Here is a 15,609-nt window from a genome sequence, read left to right on the forward strand (position 1 = left end):
CGCATTCACGGAAATCGATGGACTGACGGGTTCACATGCGCGGGCGCGGCTGATTGCTGCGCGCCGCCATCGCGAGCGACACGACCCAGCCCACCAGGGTCCAGCCCAGAAACAGATTGATCACAAGAACGGAGCCCTTGTTCGGCACCCCTCGCACGAAAGCGACCACGGTCGGCACGAAATAGGCGAGCAGAATGAGTATCAGCCCTAACGCGCCAATTGAAGCTCCACCACTACCACTCATGCGACCCCCCACTGCGACTGAATGAGAAAGCCCATTCTCCATGTCTGCCACGGGATGTCCACAGTGCGCCGACGGTGATCACCGGAGAGTGACCGGCCACGGCCGGGCCGGGGGAAGTCCGCACTCGCCACGGTCCCGCGGAGCCGAATCGCCCGTCACCGCGACACCCCGGCAGCCGTCTTCGGGGACACCTTCCGGCGGTTGCCGGGAAGCCGGCCCCGCCCCGAGTCGTTCACGGACGCCCCTGCTCACCGAGCGCCCGGATTCCGGCACAGAGGAGTCGCACGCCGCGGGTGAAGACCTCGTCCTCCTCGTGGGAGGCCGCCGCCGCCAGGGTCATCGGGAAGCGCCGGCGGAGTTCGGCGACGTCCTCGGCGCTGACGTCGAGGACGGGCGGCTCGCTCTGCTCCTGGAGTACGAATCCGGTGATGTGGCTGAACACCGCGTCACCGGCGACGCCGAGGTGCTCGTCGTCGATGCCGGCGTCCTTCAGCGTCAGCAGCAGCCGCTCCATGAGGGACAGCGCGCCGGAGCTGAGCACCTTCGGGCTGTCGGCGAACATGACCGCGCCGCCGGAGTGCCTCAGCAGGCTCTTCCGGAGCGAGACGGCCTGGGCCTCGATCCGCTCCGGCCAGTCCGCCCCTTCCGGCAGTGCGGCGAGTGCCTCGGTGCCCGCGTCGTACGCCTGTTGGGCCAGCCTGTCGGCCATCAGCTGGAGCAGGGCGCCCTTGTTGGGCACGTGGTAGTACATGCTGCCGGCCTGCGCGTCGAGCCGCTTCGCCACCTGCCGCATGGACAGGCCGTGGTAGCCGGCCTCGGCGAACACCGCCATGCCGGCGTCGATGATCCGGTCCTTGCTCAGCTTCATGGAACCCACTGTAACCGACTTTCAAACGGCGTTTGAAAAACATCCGGCGTGCGTCTACTCTCGTCACACCGAGAATCGAACAGTGTTAGAAGGGGGGTGGTGGCGATGGGCGGACTGCTGTTCAACGTGACCACGGCGGTACTGATGATGTTGATGCTCAACGGCGGACTGGCCCTGGTGGGCCAGGACACCCTGCGACGCCGCCCCGTCCCGTGGGCGGCGGTGGGACTGACCGCGGTCGCCGTCGCCGGGGTGATCACCCAGCTCTGCTGGCCGGGTGCGATGGACGCCCTCGACAACGACCCGGCCAGGTCCGGCTGGTGGCGGACCGACACCTCGGTGTTCATGCAGAACGGCGGCCTGCTCGGCGGGGCGTGGAACATCGCGACGCTCGCGGTCATCGCAGCCCTGGCCAACTGGTTCTGGGGCGCGCCCCTCACCCTGGCCCTGTTCCTCGCCGGCATCCTGCTGCCCGAGCGCATCGACGCCCTGTTCGGCGAGAACGGCCACAGCACCGACCCCCGCAACTTCGCCGGAAGCTCCGGCGCCACGTACTTCCTCGCGGCGACCTTGTCCGCGGCCCTGCTCCTGCGCGCCCTGCGCACCTTGCGCACCGGCCGCCGCAAGGACCGGGAGAACCTCAAGGAGACCCTGCTCGCCGTGGGCGTGCCCGTACTCGGCCTGGCGGTCTGGTTCACCCAGTCCAACGGCCACGGCCTCGTGTCCGCTTACGGCTTCGCCCTGGGCGCCGCGGTCTGCGCCCTCACCCACCGCACCGCGGACCGGCCGACGCCGGCCGCCCGCGCCACGACGGGCGAGGAAGCCCCACACGGGACGGCGTGAGGATTCACGGAGCCGGGCCCGAACACCCACGGCCACTCACTACACTCCCCCGATGAACCCGATCAATGACATACGGTGCACCCAGTGCGGTGCGGTGGGGCTGGAGCCCGGCTTCGTCGACGACTCCGGCCAGGGGTCCCGCGGATACGCGCGGTGGATCGCGGGCGCCCTGGAGCGCGGCCTGTTGGGCGGAGCGAAGAGAGTGGGCAGGCCGCACTGGCAGATCGACGCCTTCCGCTGCCCGGCCTGCTCGCACCTGGAACTGTTCGCCACTCAACGCGTCAGCTGACAACCGGTCCGGTCCGGCGGCCGGCTCTTTGCTCCGCCCCGGTCAGCCCCTTCAGCAGGAGAGGTTGCCGCCCCCGACGTCGGTGCCCAGAACGCCGACGTACTGCTTGTACAGGTTGATCCGGTCGTCGCGCTGGCCCGGGTTCTGACCGTTGCACTCCAGAGCGCCGTTGATACTGCGGATGGTCTCGCCGAAGCCCGCGCTGTTGACCATGGCGTCGTGCGGGGTCATGGATCCGGCGCCCGACTGTGTGTCCCAGAACCACAGCCCGGTCTTCCAGGCGACAGCCGAGTTCCGCTCGACCTGGTACGGGTCGTTCAGCAGGTTGATGCCAAGGGCGTCACCCGCGGCCTTGTAGTTGTAGTTCCAGCTCAGCTGCAACGGCCCACGCCCGTAGTACGCGGACTGTCCGGCCGGGCAGCCGTAGGGCTGCGACTGGTCGCAGTAGTGCGGGTAGTTGGCGGTGTTCTGCTCGACGACGTACCTCAGCCCGCCTGTCTCGTGGCTGACGTTGGCGAGAAAGGCCGCCGCCTCGCGCTTGCGGGTGCCGTCGTTGCCCGTGCCGGCGAACTGCGGGTACGCGCTCAGCGCGTCGACCAGACCGCTGTAGGTGTAGAAGGAGTTCCGGTTCGGGAACATCTGGTTGAACTGGCCTTCACTGACCACGAAGGAGTCGGCGGCGGCGGGTGCCGCCTGACCGGCCACGGAGAGGGTGCCCAGTACAGCGGCTGAGGCCAGCGTTGACAGGGTGCGGGACAGCTTCATCGTTCCTCGGTTCGGCAGTCGTCGGGTACGTGTCCGGGTTGCGAAGCAACGGGATCATCGTGAGCGCCGGCTCCGGGAGGAAGCGTGCTGAAGACCCAAAACCACTCGCTCGGACGATATTTGGGCGTCCGACTGAGGCCATTCACTCCAAGGTGAACACGGGCGGGTCCACTGCGGTTCACGGAAGCCGAGTCAGGTTGTCGAGCCGGGTTGAGCTCTCCGGGCTGCGGGCTTCAGATCGTGTCCGCGACCTTGCTCAGCACGGCAACGCTCGCCGGGATGTCGTGACTCAGCCGGACCGCACGGTGCGGCAGTACGGCGAGCCGCGCCGCCACGTCGGCGCGCGCGCTCTCCCGGCCGCCACCGTCCACGCCCTGAGCCAGCCCGAAGACGTCCGGGTAACGGTCCTCCGTCGCACCCGACATGAAGTCGCCCTCCCCCAGCGTGCGGGTGCCGTCGACGACCTCCGGCGCCGCGTCGGCGTCGACCTGGGGGAAGAGGAGACCGGCCGCCCGGCCGCCCGTGGCCAGCGGCACGTCGAACAGGTCCGGGAACTGGTCGGGGAACACCTGGACCTTCCGCTCCCGCTTCGCGTTCTCCCACAGAGGCGCGTGGTCGCCGGCGAGCAGCGCCTCGGTCACGGATTCGTGCTGCGTCGGGTGGAAGGTGCCTCCGGCCCGGAGGTGCTGCCGCGCGGTGACGTCCCAGCCGAGCGAGTGGAGCAGGCCGAGACCGAGGGCGGCGGCGGACGGCCAGGGCACGACCTCGACGTCCCGCTCGCCGGTCGGCCGGACCAGGGCGCGGCACGCCCAGCCCCGCCCCCCTTCCTCAGACGCACCGCGTCCGGGACGCGATCCAGCTCGTCGGCCACGGCCGGCCATCGTCGCCAACAGTCCCTTGGACGATCTCCGCAGACGGTCCGTCATCGCCTCGCTCCGCCTGCCAGTCCCCCTTTCGGGAACCGTCCTGGCGCCACGTCACCTAGTAGCTCGCGACCCGGCCGGCCCTGTTCTCACGCCTCGCGACGTACGCCCCGTCGGCGCCGCAGAACAACGGCGCACCCACGCATCCGGAAGGGGGGGAATAAGGGGGACATGCGGAACAAACCCTACGTAAAGGTCAGGCCGCATGCGCGCAGTGGTGCCCGGAGCCGGACTCGAACCGGACCCACGCAACCCTCTGACCAGGCACTTCCCATCTGACCTGGGCCGTGCCAACCGTTCCTTCCCGTCCTTTCCCATCCAGCCCCGTCCCGCCACGCACCCGTGCGCCCGTGGGCGCACGGACCACTTGTCGCGATTCGCACGGAACGCCCGAGTGTCCAGAACCAGTCACCAGGGCCGTGTCTCAGCCCGCCTCCGCAACAGAACAGTGGCCCTCCCCCGTTCCGGGGAAGGGCCACCACACTCGATTCCCGGAGCCTCAAGGGCCTGGCCACGGGCGTCAGGTCGTGTCCGCGACCTTACTCAGCACGGCAATGCTCGCCGGGATGTCGTGACTCAGCCGGACCGCACGGTGCGGCAGCGCGGCGAGACGCGACGCCACCTCGGCGCGGGCGCTCTTCCGGCCCCCACCGTCCACCCCGTGGGCCTGCCCGAAGACGTCCGGGTACCTGTCCTCCGTCGCACCGGACATGAAGTCGGCCTCCCTCAGCGTGCGGATGCTGTCGACAACGTCCGGCGCCGCGTCGGCGTCGACCTCGGGGAAGAGGAGCGCCGCCGCCCGGCCGCCGGTGGCCAGCGGTACGTCGAACAGGTCCGGAAACTGGTCCGGGAACACCTGGACCTTCAACTCCCTCCGCGCGTTCTCCCACAGCGGCGTGTGGTCGCCGGCGAGCAGCGCCTCCGTCACGGATTCGTGCTGCGTCGGGTGGAAGGTACCTCCGGCCTCCAGGTGCTGCCGTGCGGTGACGTCCCAGCCAAGCGCGTGGAGCAGCCCGAGACCGAGCGCGGCGGCGGACGGCCAGGGCACGACCTCGACATCCCGCTCGCCGGTCGGCCGGACCAGCACCCTGTCGTTGGCGAGGAGCTGCCAGCCATTCGAGGCGAGCAGCAGCGCGGTGCTCGTCTTTCCAGCGCCCTTGTCGCCGAACGCGAGGATCGTGCCGCCGTCGCTCGGCCGCACGACGGCGGAGGAGTGAAGCACCGCCCAGCCGTCTCGGAGGAGCTGGCCGCGGATCGACTCGCGAGCGAGGCGCGCTGCGGCCAGGGCAAGAGGCTCCGCGTCGGTGCCGGAAAGGACGAGGCGACCGGAGGACGGTGTGCTGCGGTACGCGAGTCCTTCCTGCGGCGACGTCGCGATGATGTCCTCTCCGTCATGCGCCACCAGCAGCGGATGCTTGGCGTAGTCCAGCTCCTGCGTGGACCGGCCGTCACGGACGAGACGGGTGACCTCCTCGTAGTCGGCCGGGTCGACGTCCGCGATCACCACCGCTTCGGCACACACCGAGGCTGCGTCCACCGTGGCGGCGTTCCACCACGGGCCGAAGTACCGCAAGGCCCAGCCCGCGACCTCCGGTCGGTTACTGAGCACGGTGACTGCCGCCGTAGCGGCCTCGAGCCGGGTAGCGCTGATCATGGGGCGATCCTCTCGGAATGAGCGGGGAGCTGGGCATAGGCGTCGCGGAGGCTGCTGGCCGCAGAATCCAGACATAGGCGTTCGGTACGAGTGAGCAGGGGCAAGCGCGGAACGGGCTCGCCGCCCGTGAATTGCAGAGGGACGCCGAGATGGACGTCCCCGTACGGCACGGACAGCTCCTCGATACCGTCGACCAGGCCGAGGACCTTGCGGAGCGTGGACAGCACGGCGCCGGCGGGGCCGCAGCGGGTACGGCCGATGCCATTGCGGATCAGGGCCGGCCGTCGCTGGAGTTCTTCCACGACCGCGTCCACCAGGACCGCGACCGGCCGACTGGCGACGGTCGTCGTGGACACGCACACGACGGCGCGGTCACCGTGCTCGCCGATCACGTGGCCGCGTACAAGGTCCGGAGACACCTGGGCATACCGGGCCAGAAAGAGCCGGTAGCGGGCCGAGTCGAGGTTCGACCCGATCCCGAAAACCCGATCCACTCCGGACACTTCGGCGAAGCGGCGGGCCATCAGGTCCACAGGGTTCGTCACGACGAGGACGGTTCCGCTGTACCCGCGCAGCTCCCGCGCAAGCGCGCCGAGAGCGGGCACGTTCGCGGCGGCGCCGCCGCGCCGGATGTCCCCCACGGCGGTGTTCTTGAAGTCGGTGCGGAGTGCGATCACCACCGCGTCGCAGCCGTGGAGGTCAGCGACCTCGCCGGCCTCAACCGTCGTGCGTGATCGGGCGGCGAGCGCGAGGTCCTGGAGGTCGGCGGTCAGGCCCTGGGCCTGGTCCGGCTGCCGGGACACGACGAGGAGCCTCCCGGGAAGCGCGGCGGCCACAAGGGCCGCAGCGAGGGTCTGCCCGACGGCACCCGCACCGACGACCCCCACCACCGGGCCGCTCACCGGGCGCTCCCGGCGGTTTGCTCTACCTCGGAGAACACTGCGTCCAGGAGGCGGGGCCCGGCCATCGACCCGACCAGGAGGGCGCTGGCCCGGTCCACGACGCGCGCCACCGCGCGGGCCTGCGCGACGAGGGCCCGCTGATGGGAGGCCAGCGGGAGACCCTGCGGTGCGCTGAGGCAGGTGCTCAGGATGTTCACCGTGTCCATGAGCCACAGGACCATGACCTCACGGAGACGTCCCGTGCGCTCGTGCTCAGGGAAGGCGGCTGCGGCGTGCCGGGCGAGTGTGGAGGCGACCCCCTGCACGATCTGCTGTCCGGCGCGCGCCTCCGGATGGGCAAGGGCGAGGAGCAGGGCCCGGCCGGTCAGTTTCGCAACGTCGGGTTCAGGTCCGGCAGCCCACTGCACAGCCGGGTCGATGAAGGTGAGGCGCGGACCGTCGATGTAGACGTGCTCCGGTTTGAGATCCCCGAACACCACGGTGTCCTGACGGGTCGACACCGCACCCGCCATACGCACCAGCCGCCACACCGCGGTCCGAAGCAGCTCCACGACCTCCAGGCGCTCGTCCTCCGGTACTCCGCTGTCCATACCGAGCACCCCGAGATAGGCCGCGGCGCTCACCCCGTTGAATTTCCGGCGGAAGACGCCGACTACCGACCGCTCACCGATCGGCGCCGCCCGGCGCATGCGCTGCGCACCGGCCGGGCCGTGCAGGTCGCCGAGGGCCAGGAGGGCCGTGTCGAGGAGTGCGCCCGTCTCCCACGGACGGTCGGCCAGCACATCAGCCAGAGACCTCCCCGGCGCGATCCGTGTGAAGAGCACCCCGCTGTGGATGCCGGCGGTCTCGCACACCCGAGGGCTCCCGAGTTCCCGAAGCAGCTCCAGGTGCTGTTTCTCGCGGTCGGTCAGCAGGTCGGTGCTGTGGACGTAGTGGCGTTGTGCTCGTTGGACCTCGTCCCACGTCCCCCCGGCGCCCCGTAGTACGGACACCAGGGACATGCCCAGCCAGCTGTACTTGGCGATCAACTCTTCGCCGTCCACCGTGACTCGGCAGACGTAGGAAGTGACGCTCGGGCACTGCTCGCCTATGGCGATCTGTCGCTCCGGCCATAGGTCTTCGACCGCGCGGGCGATAGCCCGCCGGGTAACGGCGTACAGCGCTGTGGCGCTCACCGTTGAGTTCTCGCTTGTCGTGAGGGTCACCGACGGCCTCCTTGTGGGAATGCGTTGCCAGGTGGTGTGGATCCGTGAGCGAGAGCGCTGAGCTACCTCATATGGCGAGGTCGTGCCGGGCGCAGGCGCCGATCCACAGGCAGAGCCGCGGCAGTGTCTCGGTGTACGCAGCCCTCCGGCCGGGTCCCCCTCAACCGCAATGGAGGAACCCATACTCAAGGGCCGGGACAGCGTCCTGCCGATCGCTCTCAAGGTGTCCGGCGGAGCTGTTGCCGTCGCACGGCTCGACTCAGGCATCCCGCCGCCCCTGACGCCGCCGGAGGACATCCCGGCCGAAGCCGGCCAGAGCTGCGACGCGGTCCGGTGGACACAGCAGCCCCGGCCCTTCGAGGGGCGTCAGCCACCGGGGCCCGTCATCGGTTCGTTCGGTGACGTGTGGAGCAGGCACCAGGAGCAAGGCGTGTTGCGGGTGCGCTGTCGCACCTGGCACAGGCCTTAGCCTCGCCGTGCGGGCCGGGAGTAGCACCGTGTACGAGCCTTCCTGGCCAAACCCGTTCGCGCTGTAAAACGGCGGGCCGCTCTCGAAGACATCAGCGAGCGGTCCGGCGCAGGCTTGCGGGCTGGTCAGTCCGACTGCGGCGTGAACCACAGCCTCTCGCATCACCGCGGCGGCGAACAGGACTCCGGGCCTCAGCCAGGCAGCCCCCTTCGCCTCCCATTCGGCCTTCGCCTGCGGGGGTAGTGGAGCGGCCGACAACAGCCAATACCCTGAGGCCAGAGTCCGGTTGGCTCTGGTCGTCACGACTGTTCGGGGACCGGTTGGGGCCAGGCCCAGGGGTCCACTCTCTCTCATCGCGCTACCCCCAAGGATCGGCGATGACAGTCCTCCATGGTCCGCCTTACGCGGAAGGCGAGTTGGGTACGCTCACGCACGGCGACTCCATCCAGTCGTCCACGCCCCGGGACCGGCGGGCTGGACCGCTCCCCCGGGGCTTTCGCGTACAGAGTGGTACTCCCGCGAAAGCTCTGCCTCCCGACCCGAGGTATACCCATGATGGGTAGAACGCCGGGTGCCACCACCGCGCAGACTCAGGTGAGCAGGAAGAGTGCCGCATGACCTACCAGCCCCCCACGGCCCTACCCAGGGATCTCCTCAACGACGAGGAAATACAACGTGCGCTGATCGGTCACGACTTCGGGAAGGTCTTCCGCCTCGCGCGTGAGCGGGCAGGGATCAGCTACTCGAAGATCGCTGCCGAATGCGACATCAAGCCCGACCGGGTCGGGACGCTCGCGCGTGGGCAGGGCAGAGTCACGACCTTCGAAAAGATCACCGCCATCGCGGATGCTCTACGCGTCCCCGGACGCGTGCTCGGCCTCGCTCCCCGGCCGTGGGAGGAAGGCGCCGCTCCTGCTGGAACATTCAGCGCAGAGAACGGACCATACGTGCGTCGTCGAACCATCCTCCAGGCAGCAACGGCCACCGGCCTCGCCGCCGCCCTCCCGATCCTTCACCGGCCCGCTCCCCCGAAACGCATCGACGACTCCTACGTCGACCGGCTCCGCGCCCGCACCGCCCGGCTACGCCGCCTGGACGACGTCCTCGGTGGAGGCGATACGCACCACGTGTACCTCGGCGAGGTCCAGTTCACCAAGGGCCTCCTCCGCCAGGGCTCCTTCACCGGCGACTCGCGCCGGCGACTCACCGCTCTCCTCGCCGAGCAGGCCCAGCAAGCGGGGTGGGCCGCGTTCGACGGCGGCCACACCCACGATGCCCAGGACCTGTACGAGGAGAGCCGCGACGCCGCACGCAGCGCACAGGACACCGACCTCTACGGCAACAGCCTGGCGTTCCTCGCCTACAGCACCATCGCGAACGACCGGAGAGCCGCCGTGGTGTTCGCGCAGGACTCCTGCGCAACGATCACCGCCCGGACGCCGTCCTCCGTCCGGGCTCTCCTCTACGAACGGCTCGCCTGGGCCTGCGCCGTAGACAACCAGCCGCAGAGTACGGATCGCGCCCTCACCGCCGCCCGCGAGGCCCTTGCCGTCGCACAGGAGGGCGAGCCACAACCCGACTGGTCGGCGTGGGTCGACGACACCGAACTCGACATCATGACCGGCCGCTGCTGGACGGAGCTCCGCCGCCCGCTCCGCGCCGTGCCCGTCCTTACCGACGCCCTCAACCGATACTCCGACGACCACGCGCGCGACAAAGCGCTCTATCTCTCCTGGCTCGCCAACGCCTACTTCACCGCTGGTGAAGTCGAGCAAGCGGCCACGACGACCGGCCGTGCGCTGGAGCTCTCCATGGGCGTCGCGTCCATCCGGCCTCGGCAGCGCATCGCTCCGCTACTCGACCAGCTGCGCAACCACACGGACCTCGCCGTGGTCCGAGATCTCTTGGAACACGCGGCGGGCTAGGACGCTGCCACAGAGTCGGCGATCCACTGCAAGCACCGTTCGGCACCCCGGACGATCGGTACGGCACACACCTCCGGGCTGTCCCACGGGTGATGCTTCAGGAGATGGGCTTCCAGCTCCGCGTACCGGTCCGTCGTCGTCTTGAGAAGGAGCTGCCACTCCTCCCCAGTGCCGTACTCGCCCAGGTGCCAGAACACACTGACCACCGGCCCGACGACCTGAGCACCTGCGGCCAGCCGCTGCTGAACAGCCCCACCCGCGAGATCGACCGCCTGCTGCTTCGTCTCGGTGGCCGTGGATACCTGCACGTATTCGGTCATGGCCGGGAGCCTAACGAGCAGGCTCGCCAACGGCATACACCCAAGATCCGCCGGTACGACCCCACTCCGTGGCCATCGACCTGACTGACGAACTCACTGAATGCCCGTGCCGGCGTGAATGAACTGACCGCGGTGATGTACCCCTGACCCTTCACCCCGCCACCGCCGGCCCGCGTCGTCCACGGCCTTCACAAGAGGTCGGCTGACCGATCGCCACTCAACCGCTCCGCCTGCCGGCCCCCGAGGATGGACGGCCTCCGCCCGTGCGCGTTCAAGCAGTGCATGTCGACTGACGCTGACGGGCCGTCATCACCTCGCCCCGGCCGGATCGGGGCCGCCCGGAATCCGCCGATGTACCCCTTCACCCGGTGGCCCGTGACGGCGCCGGCCCGGCCTCTCCGCCTCGCGGTGCGGGGCTTCGACGGACCGCCTGGCAGCGGTGCTCCCGCCGTGCTCCCAAGCCACGGGCGGATGACCGGCGGAATCGGCCTTTCCGCAGGTCATCCCCCACGCGCAGTGGTGCCCGGAGCCGGACTCGAACCGGCACGCCCCCGAGGGGCAGCGAGGTTTAAGCTCGCCGTGTCTGCATTCCACCATCCGGGCTTGGCGCGCGGCTCCGCGTTGGCACATGACCCTATCCGGGGGGCTCCCCCAGTCAGCCGAACAGTGGCTCGATGTTGTCTTATTTTATTGACCGTTTGAGGGTGCGTCAGCACACCCGCGAGGCGTAGACGCACCCTTTGCGGGGTTGTGGGCGCGGCGACCGGCAATCCGAATTGACGTGAATTCGCCGCACCCACACAGCCGATTCGCCAGGGGCGCGCCACGGATCGCCAGGGGCGCGCCACCCCTACCGGGTGACGGTGTCGTTCACGCAGCGCAGGACCGGGTGCCGGCCCAGGGCCTCCGGGTCCTTCAGGACCGCGCCTGTGATCATGAACACGGTGCTCTCCCCCGGCAGCAGGGTGACGAGCATGTCGTCCACCTCGGCCGCCGGGTCCAGCCGGTCGGGGAAGAGCGCGAGGTCCCGCAGGAGGGTGCGGGCGGTGACCTCGACGCGGTAGCCGGGGGGCCCGGCCGCCGGCTCCCCCGCCTCCGTCACCGTCACGTCGTAGCGGGCCGGCGGGAGCGCGAGGCGGGTGTCCTCCTCGTAGAACTCGACCGTTCTGGCGTCGCCGAGGCGGGCGACCAGCAGTTCGCGGTCCGGGGCGGCCGGTTCGGCGAGGGAGACCGGCAGCGGGACGCGGGTGGCCGAGCGCGCGGCCGTGCTCACCGCCACCTCCTCCTCGGCCAGTACCGCGCCGTCCAGGCCGTGCCGGGTCAGCCGCAGGGTGCCGGTCCAGGGCGTGGGGGCGTCGTTGATCAGGTGGACCGCGCCGTCGCGCACGGCGATCAGGCGGTCCGCGTAGACGGCCCGCAGGGCGTACCAGAGGGGTTTGCGGCGGCCGTCGCCGTCGACGGCCGCCCAGGAGACGACCGGCCAGCAGTCGTTGAGCTGCCAGAGGATCGTGCCCATGCAGTACGGGGTGTGGGAGCGGAAGTGGCGGATGCCGAAGGCGACGGCGCGGGCCTGGTTGAGCTGGGTGAGCCAGTGCCAGTCGTCGAAGTCCGCGCCCGGCTGCGGCAGGTGGTCGCCCAGGCCCCGGAGCAGTTTGGCGTTGCCGTCCTCGGCCTTCTGGTGGTGGGCGAGAAGCGGGGCGTCGGGGGCGAGCGGGCCGCTGACGGCGCGGCGCAGGGTCGCGTACGCGGGCGGGCCCTGGAAGCCGAACTCGGCGACGAAGCGCGGTACCCGGTCCGCGTACGCCGAGTAGTCGGCCCGGTTCCACACGTCCCAGACGTGGATGGTGCCGCGCGCCGGGTCCTGCGGGTGGACGTCCTCGGTGCCCGAGTAGGGCGAGCCGGGCCAGTAGGGGCGCGTCGGGTCCGTCTCGGCGACGATCCCGGGCAGCAGCTCGTGGTAGTAGCCGTGCCCCCAGGTGCGGTCGCCCAGCTCCTCCTGCCACCCCCAGTCCGCGTGACCCTCCAGGTTCTCGTTGTTGCCGCACCACAGCACCAGGGAGGGGTGCGGGGCGAGGCGGGCGACGTTCTCGCGGGCCTCGGCCGCCACCTCGTCCCACAGCGGCTGCTCCTGCGGGTACGCGGCGCAGGCGAACGGGAAGTCCTGCCAGACCAGCAGGCCCTTCTCGTCGGCCAGTTCGTAGAAGTCGTCGCTCTCGTAGAGGCCGCCGCCCCAGACCCGGACCAGGTTGACGCCCGCGGCGACCGCCTGGTCCAGGCGGTCGGAGATCCGCTGCCGGGTGAGGCGCGAGGGGAAGCAGTCCTCGGGGATCCAGTTGACGCCACGCACGAAGACGGGTTCACCGTTGACCGAGACGCGGAACGCCTCGCGTTCCAGGGTGACGGCCCGGAAGCCGGTCCTGGCCTGCCGGACGTCGTCGCCGACGCGGACCGTGACGTCGTACAGCGGCTGTTCGCCGTGGCTGTGCGGCCACCAGACCTCTGCCTCGGGAACCGTGAGGGTGACCGAGACGCGGTGCTCGTCCTGCGTCGCGATGAAGACGGCGCCCGCGCCGATCACCCCGACCGCGCCCGACAGCGGCGCGGAGCCGTCGTGTTCGACCTCCAGTTCGACGGTCAGGCGCGGAACCCCGTCCGCGTCCAGGTCCGGGAGCAGCTTCACCGACGCGATCCGCGGACCGCTCCACGTCTCCAGGGCTACCGGCCGCCAGATGCCCGAGGTGACCAGGGTCGGGCCCCAGTCCCAGCCGAAGTTGCAGGCCATCTTGCGGATGAAGGCGTACGGCTCCGCGTACGCGCCGGGCCGGTCGCCGAGGCGGTCGCGCAGCTCCTCGGCGTAGGTGTACGGGGCGGTGAACCGTACCTCCAGGGTGTTGGCGCCCTCGCGCAGCAGCGGGCGGACGGGGAAGCGGTAGCTGCGGTGCTGGTTGGCGGTGCGGCCCACCTCGGTGCCGTTGAGCAGGACGGTGGCGACCGTGTCGAGGCCGTCGAAGCGGAGGTCGGCGTGGTCGTGGCCGTCCGGGGACCAGTCGAAGGTGGTGCGGTACGTCCAGTCGGTGCGGCCGATCCAGCCGAGCCGGGTCTCGTTGTCGTCCAGGTACGGGTCGTCGATGAGCCCGGCCGCGAGCAGGTCGGTGTGGACGCAGCCGGGCACGGTGGCGGGGACGCCCCCGGTGGCGAGCCCCAGCGGCACCGGGCCGTCGGCGGTGAGCGTCCAGCCGTCGTGCAGGGGCAGGTGGCGAAGGGTCACGCGGGGGTCCTTCCGCAGTCGGGGAGCTGGGCGCAGGCGACGAAGTGGTCCGGCTCGGTCTCGTACAGGTCAGTGGTGCCGGGTGCCCCGCCCTCGTGGAAGGCGCAGGACTCCAGCGGTTCGGGCGGGTTCCACGGGGTGTTCAGACGGGGCACGGCGGCCAGCAGGGTGCGGGTGTAGGGGTGCAGTGGGTTGCCGAACACCTTCTGGGTGTCGCCGCGTTCCACCACCCGGCCGCGGCGCAGCACCACGGTGCGTTCCGCGAGGTAGGTGCCGAGTGCCAGGTCGTGGGTGATGTACAGGACGCCCAGTCCGCGTTCCTTGAGGACGGCGAGGAGGTTGAGGACGTCGATGCGGGTGGAGGCGTCGAGCATGCTGGTGATCTCGTCGGCGACCAGGAAGCTCAGGTCGAGCAGGAGGGCGCGGGCGATGAGGAGGCGTTGCAGCTGGCCGCCACTGAGCTGGTGCGGGTAGCGGCCGAGTACCTGTCCGGGGTCCAGACGTACGTCCCGTACGGCCTTCTCCACGCGGTCGGCCCACTGCTTGTCGGGCACACCGGGGTGGTAGGCGCGGCGGATCAGGTCGAAGACGCGGTCGGCCCGGAAGACCGGGTTGTAGCAGGAGAAGGGGTCCTGGAAGACGCCCTGGACCCGGCGGTAGAAGTCCTTTCCCGGGCGGACCGCCCGCCCGTCCAGGGTGAGGCTGCCGCCGCTGACCCCGGTGAGGCCGAGGATCATCCGGCCGATGGTGGATTTCCCGCTGCCGCTCTCCCCGATGAGGGAGACGACCTCGCCGGGTGCGGCGGTGAAGGACACCCGGTCCACGGCGGTGACCGAACCGCCGCCGAAGGCTCCGGCGCGGTAGGTCTTGGTGACGTTGTCGAGGGTCAGCATCAGGCCTTCCAGCACGCGACGGAGTGACGGGGGGCGATCTCGACGACCGGGGGTTCCTCGGCGCACCGCTCGTCGGCGAGCGGGCAGCGGTCCCGGAAGCGGCAGCCGGCCGGCGGGTTCAGCAGGGAGGGCGGGGCGCCCGCGATGCCCTTGAGGGGCTTGTCGGCGTACCGGGCGCCGACCTCGGGGAGCGAGCCGAGGAGGAGCTTCGTGTACGGGTGGCGGGGTGCGGTCGTCAGGACCTGCGTGGGCGCCTTCTCGGCCAGCTTGCCCGCGTACATGACCATGATGGAGTCGGCGATGTGCGAGGTGAGGCCGAGGTCGTGGGTCACGAAGATCATGCTGGTGACCAGGCCCTTGTCCCGGAGTCCGGTGAGCGCGCCGACTACGGCCCGCTGGGTGGAGACGTCGAGGGCCGAGGTGACCTCGTCGGCGATGAGGACGGACGGGTCGAGCAGGGTGGAGATCACCATGACGGCGCGCTGTTTCATGCCGCCGGACAGCTCGATCGGATAGCGGTTCAGGACGTCGTGGTCCAGGCCCACCAGGTCGAGCCTGCGGTGCAGTTCGGCGGTGTCCACGGTGACGCCGCGCGAGGCGAGCAGTTCGCGGATCATGCGGCCGATGCGGCGGGTCGGGTTGAGGGCGCTCATCGAGTACTGCGGGACGAGCGATATCCGGTGGAAGCGGAAGGCGTTCATCGCCCGGTCGTCGGAGACCGGGACGTCGTCGCCGTCGAGGGTGACGGTGCCGCCGGCGTGCCGCATCCGGCCGTCGAGGCGGATCAGCGACTTGCCGAGCGTCGTCTTGCCGCAGCCGGACTCGCCCGCCAGGCCCAGGATCTCCCCGTCGGCCAGGTCGAAGGAGACGCCGTCCAGGGCCCGGACCTCGCCGCGCAGGGTGCGGTAGTGGACGCGGAGGTCGGTCACGGTCAGGGTCATCTGCTCAGGCCTCCCCCGGATCGGTCACGTTCGAGCTTCATGCCTCAGGCCTCCCCGGGATCGGTGACGTTCGCGTTCATGTCTCGGGCCTCCCCCGGAT

15 protein-coding genes and 1 tRNA gene are annotated in these 15,609 nt (G+C 70.3%); 4 read left to right on the plus strand and 12 right to left on the minus strand.

Translation table 11 applies throughout. The annotated features are described in order from the left end of the window. Positions 1-31: 31 nt before the first annotated feature. Positions 32-286, minus strand: coding sequence for a superinfection immunity protein (locus tag ACZ6S6_RS13680; RefSeq protein WP_362955249.1), 255 nt, complete (start codon positions 284-286; stop codon positions 32-34). Positions 287-476: 190 nt separating this feature from the next. After that, on the minus strand, positions 477-1,112 hold the full coding sequence (locus ACZ6S6_RS13685; protein WP_362954951.1) for a TetR/AcrR family transcriptional regulator: 636 nt from the start codon (positions 1,110-1,112) through the stop codon (positions 477-479). Between the two features lie 105 nt (positions 1,113-1,217). Between ACZ6S6_RS13685 and ACZ6S6_RS13690 the strand changes: the two genes are divergently transcribed. Beyond that, the gene (locus ACZ6S6_RS13690) at positions 1,218-1,955 is read left to right on the plus strand and encodes a hypothetical protein (RefSeq protein ID WP_469705734.1); all 738 of its coding nucleotides are present in this window, start codon (positions 1,218-1,220) and stop codon (positions 1,953-1,955) included. 52 nt (positions 1,956-2,007) lie between these two features. Further along, positions 2,008-2,244, plus strand: coding sequence for a hypothetical protein (locus ACZ6S6_RS13695; protein ID WP_363077147.1), 237 nt, complete (start codon positions 2,008-2,010; stop codon positions 2,242-2,244). Between the two features lie 51 nt (positions 2,245-2,295). Here ACZ6S6_RS13695 and ACZ6S6_RS13700 read toward each other — a convergent pair whose 3' ends face one another. The 5 genes from ACZ6S6_RS13700 to ACZ6S6_RS13720 form a co-directional block, all read right to left on the minus strand. Then, a complete protein-coding gene (locus ACZ6S6_RS13700; RefSeq protein ID WP_469705736.1) occupies positions 2,296-3,009 on the minus strand; it encodes a chitinase in 714 nt (237 codons plus the stop codon). A gap of 233 nt (positions 3,010-3,242) precedes the next feature. After that, positions 3,243-3,770 (minus strand): hypothetical protein, encoded by a 528-nt coding sequence (locus ACZ6S6_RS13705; protein WP_469705737.1) that lies wholly within the window; start codon positions 3,768-3,770, stop codon positions 3,243-3,245. 682 nt (positions 3,771-4,452) lie between these two features. Then, a complete protein-coding gene (locus ACZ6S6_RS13710) occupies positions 4,453-5,586 on the minus strand; it encodes a hypothetical protein (protein WP_469705738.1) in 1,134 nt (377 codons plus the stop codon). Continuing rightward, positions 5,583-6,488, minus strand: a complete 906-nt coding sequence (locus tag ACZ6S6_RS13715; RefSeq protein ID WP_469705740.1) for a lactate/malate family dehydrogenase — start codon at positions 6,486-6,488, stop codon at positions 5,583-5,585. The genes ACZ6S6_RS13710 and ACZ6S6_RS13715 overlap by 4 nt, the downstream gene beginning before the upstream one ends. Beyond that, a complete protein-coding gene (locus tag ACZ6S6_RS13720; protein WP_469705742.1) occupies positions 6,485-7,693 on the minus strand; it encodes a phosphotransferase in 1,209 nt (402 codons plus the stop codon). The genes ACZ6S6_RS13715 and ACZ6S6_RS13720 overlap by 4 nt, the downstream gene beginning before the upstream one ends. A gap of 169 nt (positions 7,694-7,862) precedes the next feature. Between ACZ6S6_RS13720 and ACZ6S6_RS13725 the strand changes: the two genes are divergently transcribed. Then, entirely contained in the window at positions 7,863-8,162 is a 300-nt protein-coding gene (locus tag ACZ6S6_RS13725; RefSeq protein WP_469705744.1) for a hypothetical protein, read from the plus strand. Positions 8,163-8,776: 614 nt separating this feature from the next. Further along, a complete protein-coding gene (locus tag ACZ6S6_RS13730) occupies positions 8,777-10,087 on the plus strand; it encodes a helix-turn-helix domain-containing protein (protein ID WP_469705746.1) in 1,311 nt (436 codons plus the stop codon). Here the strand turns inward: ACZ6S6_RS13730 and cutA are convergent. From cutA to ACZ6S6_RS13755, 5 genes are all read right to left on the minus strand, one after another. Beyond that, the gene (gene cutA / locus ACZ6S6_RS13735; RefSeq protein ID WP_469705748.1) at positions 10,084-10,407 is read right to left on the minus strand and encodes a divalent-cation tolerance protein CutA; all 324 of its coding nucleotides are present in this window, start codon (positions 10,405-10,407) and stop codon (positions 10,084-10,086) included. The genes ACZ6S6_RS13730 and cutA overlap by 4 nt on opposite strands. 517 nt (positions 10,408-10,924) lie before the next feature. After that, positions 10,925-11,010, minus strand: a tRNA-Leu gene (locus tag ACZ6S6_RS13740). A 247-nt stretch (positions 11,011-11,257) separates the two neighbouring features. Next, positions 11,258-13,675 (minus strand): glycoside hydrolase family 2 protein, encoded by a 2,418-nt coding sequence (locus tag ACZ6S6_RS13745; RefSeq protein WP_469705751.1) that lies wholly within the window; start codon positions 13,673-13,675, stop codon positions 11,258-11,260. Continuing rightward, positions 13,672-14,583: an ATP-binding cassette domain-containing protein gene (locus ACZ6S6_RS13750; RefSeq protein ID WP_469705753.1), complete on the minus strand. Its 912-nt coding sequence runs from the start codon at positions 14,581-14,583 to the stop codon at positions 13,672-13,674. Before ACZ6S6_RS13750 ends, ACZ6S6_RS13745 begins: the two co-directional genes overlap by 4 nt. Beyond that, entirely contained in the window at positions 14,568-15,509 is a 942-nt protein-coding gene (locus ACZ6S6_RS13755; RefSeq protein ID WP_469705755.1) for an ABC transporter ATP-binding protein, read from the minus strand. Before ACZ6S6_RS13755 ends, ACZ6S6_RS13750 begins: the two co-directional genes overlap by 16 nt. Positions 15,510-15,609 lie beyond the last annotated feature (100 nt).

The organism is Streptomyces sp. NPDC048671 (genome assembly GCF_055587045.1).

Bases quoted from the DNA above. Each gene is read 5' to 3' on its own strand.
- cutA (WP_469705748.1), bottom strand. From the start codon at position 10,407: ATGACCGAATACGTGCAGGTATCCACGGCCACCGAGACGAAGCAGCAG.
- ACZ6S6_RS13710 (WP_469705738.1), bottom strand. From the start codon at position 5,586: ATGATCAGCGCTACCCGGCTCGAGGCCGCTACGGCGGCAGTCACCGTG.
- ACZ6S6_RS13730 (WP_469705746.1), top strand. From the start codon at position 8,777: ATGACCTACCAGCCCCCCACGGCCCTACCCAGGGATCTCCTCAACGAC.
- ACZ6S6_RS13690 (WP_469705734.1), top strand. From the start codon at position 1,218: ATGGGCGGACTGCTGTTCAACGTGACCACGGCGGTACTGATGATGTTG.
- ACZ6S6_RS13680 (WP_362955249.1), bottom strand. From the start codon at position 286: ATGGAGAATGGGCTTTCTCATTCAGTCGCAGTGGGGGGTCGCATGAGT.
- ACZ6S6_RS13695 (WP_363077147.1), top strand. From the start codon at position 2,008: ATGAACCCGATCAATGACATACGGTGCACCCAGTGCGGTGCGGTGGGG.
- ACZ6S6_RS13725 (WP_469705744.1), top strand. From the start codon at position 7,863: ATGGAGGAACCCATACTCAAGGGCCGGGACAGCGTCCTGCCGATCGCT.
- ACZ6S6_RS13685 (WP_362954951.1), bottom strand. From the start codon at position 1,112: ATGAAGCTGAGCAAGGACCGGATCATCGACGCCGGCATGGCGGTGTTC.
- ACZ6S6_RS13700 (WP_469705736.1), bottom strand. From the start codon at position 3,009: ATGAAGCTGTCCCGCACCCTGTCAACGCTGGCCTCAGCCGCTGTACTG.
- ACZ6S6_RS13755 (WP_469705755.1), bottom strand. From the start codon at position 15,509: ATGACCCTGACCGTGACCGACCTCCGCGTCCACTACCGCACCCTGCGC.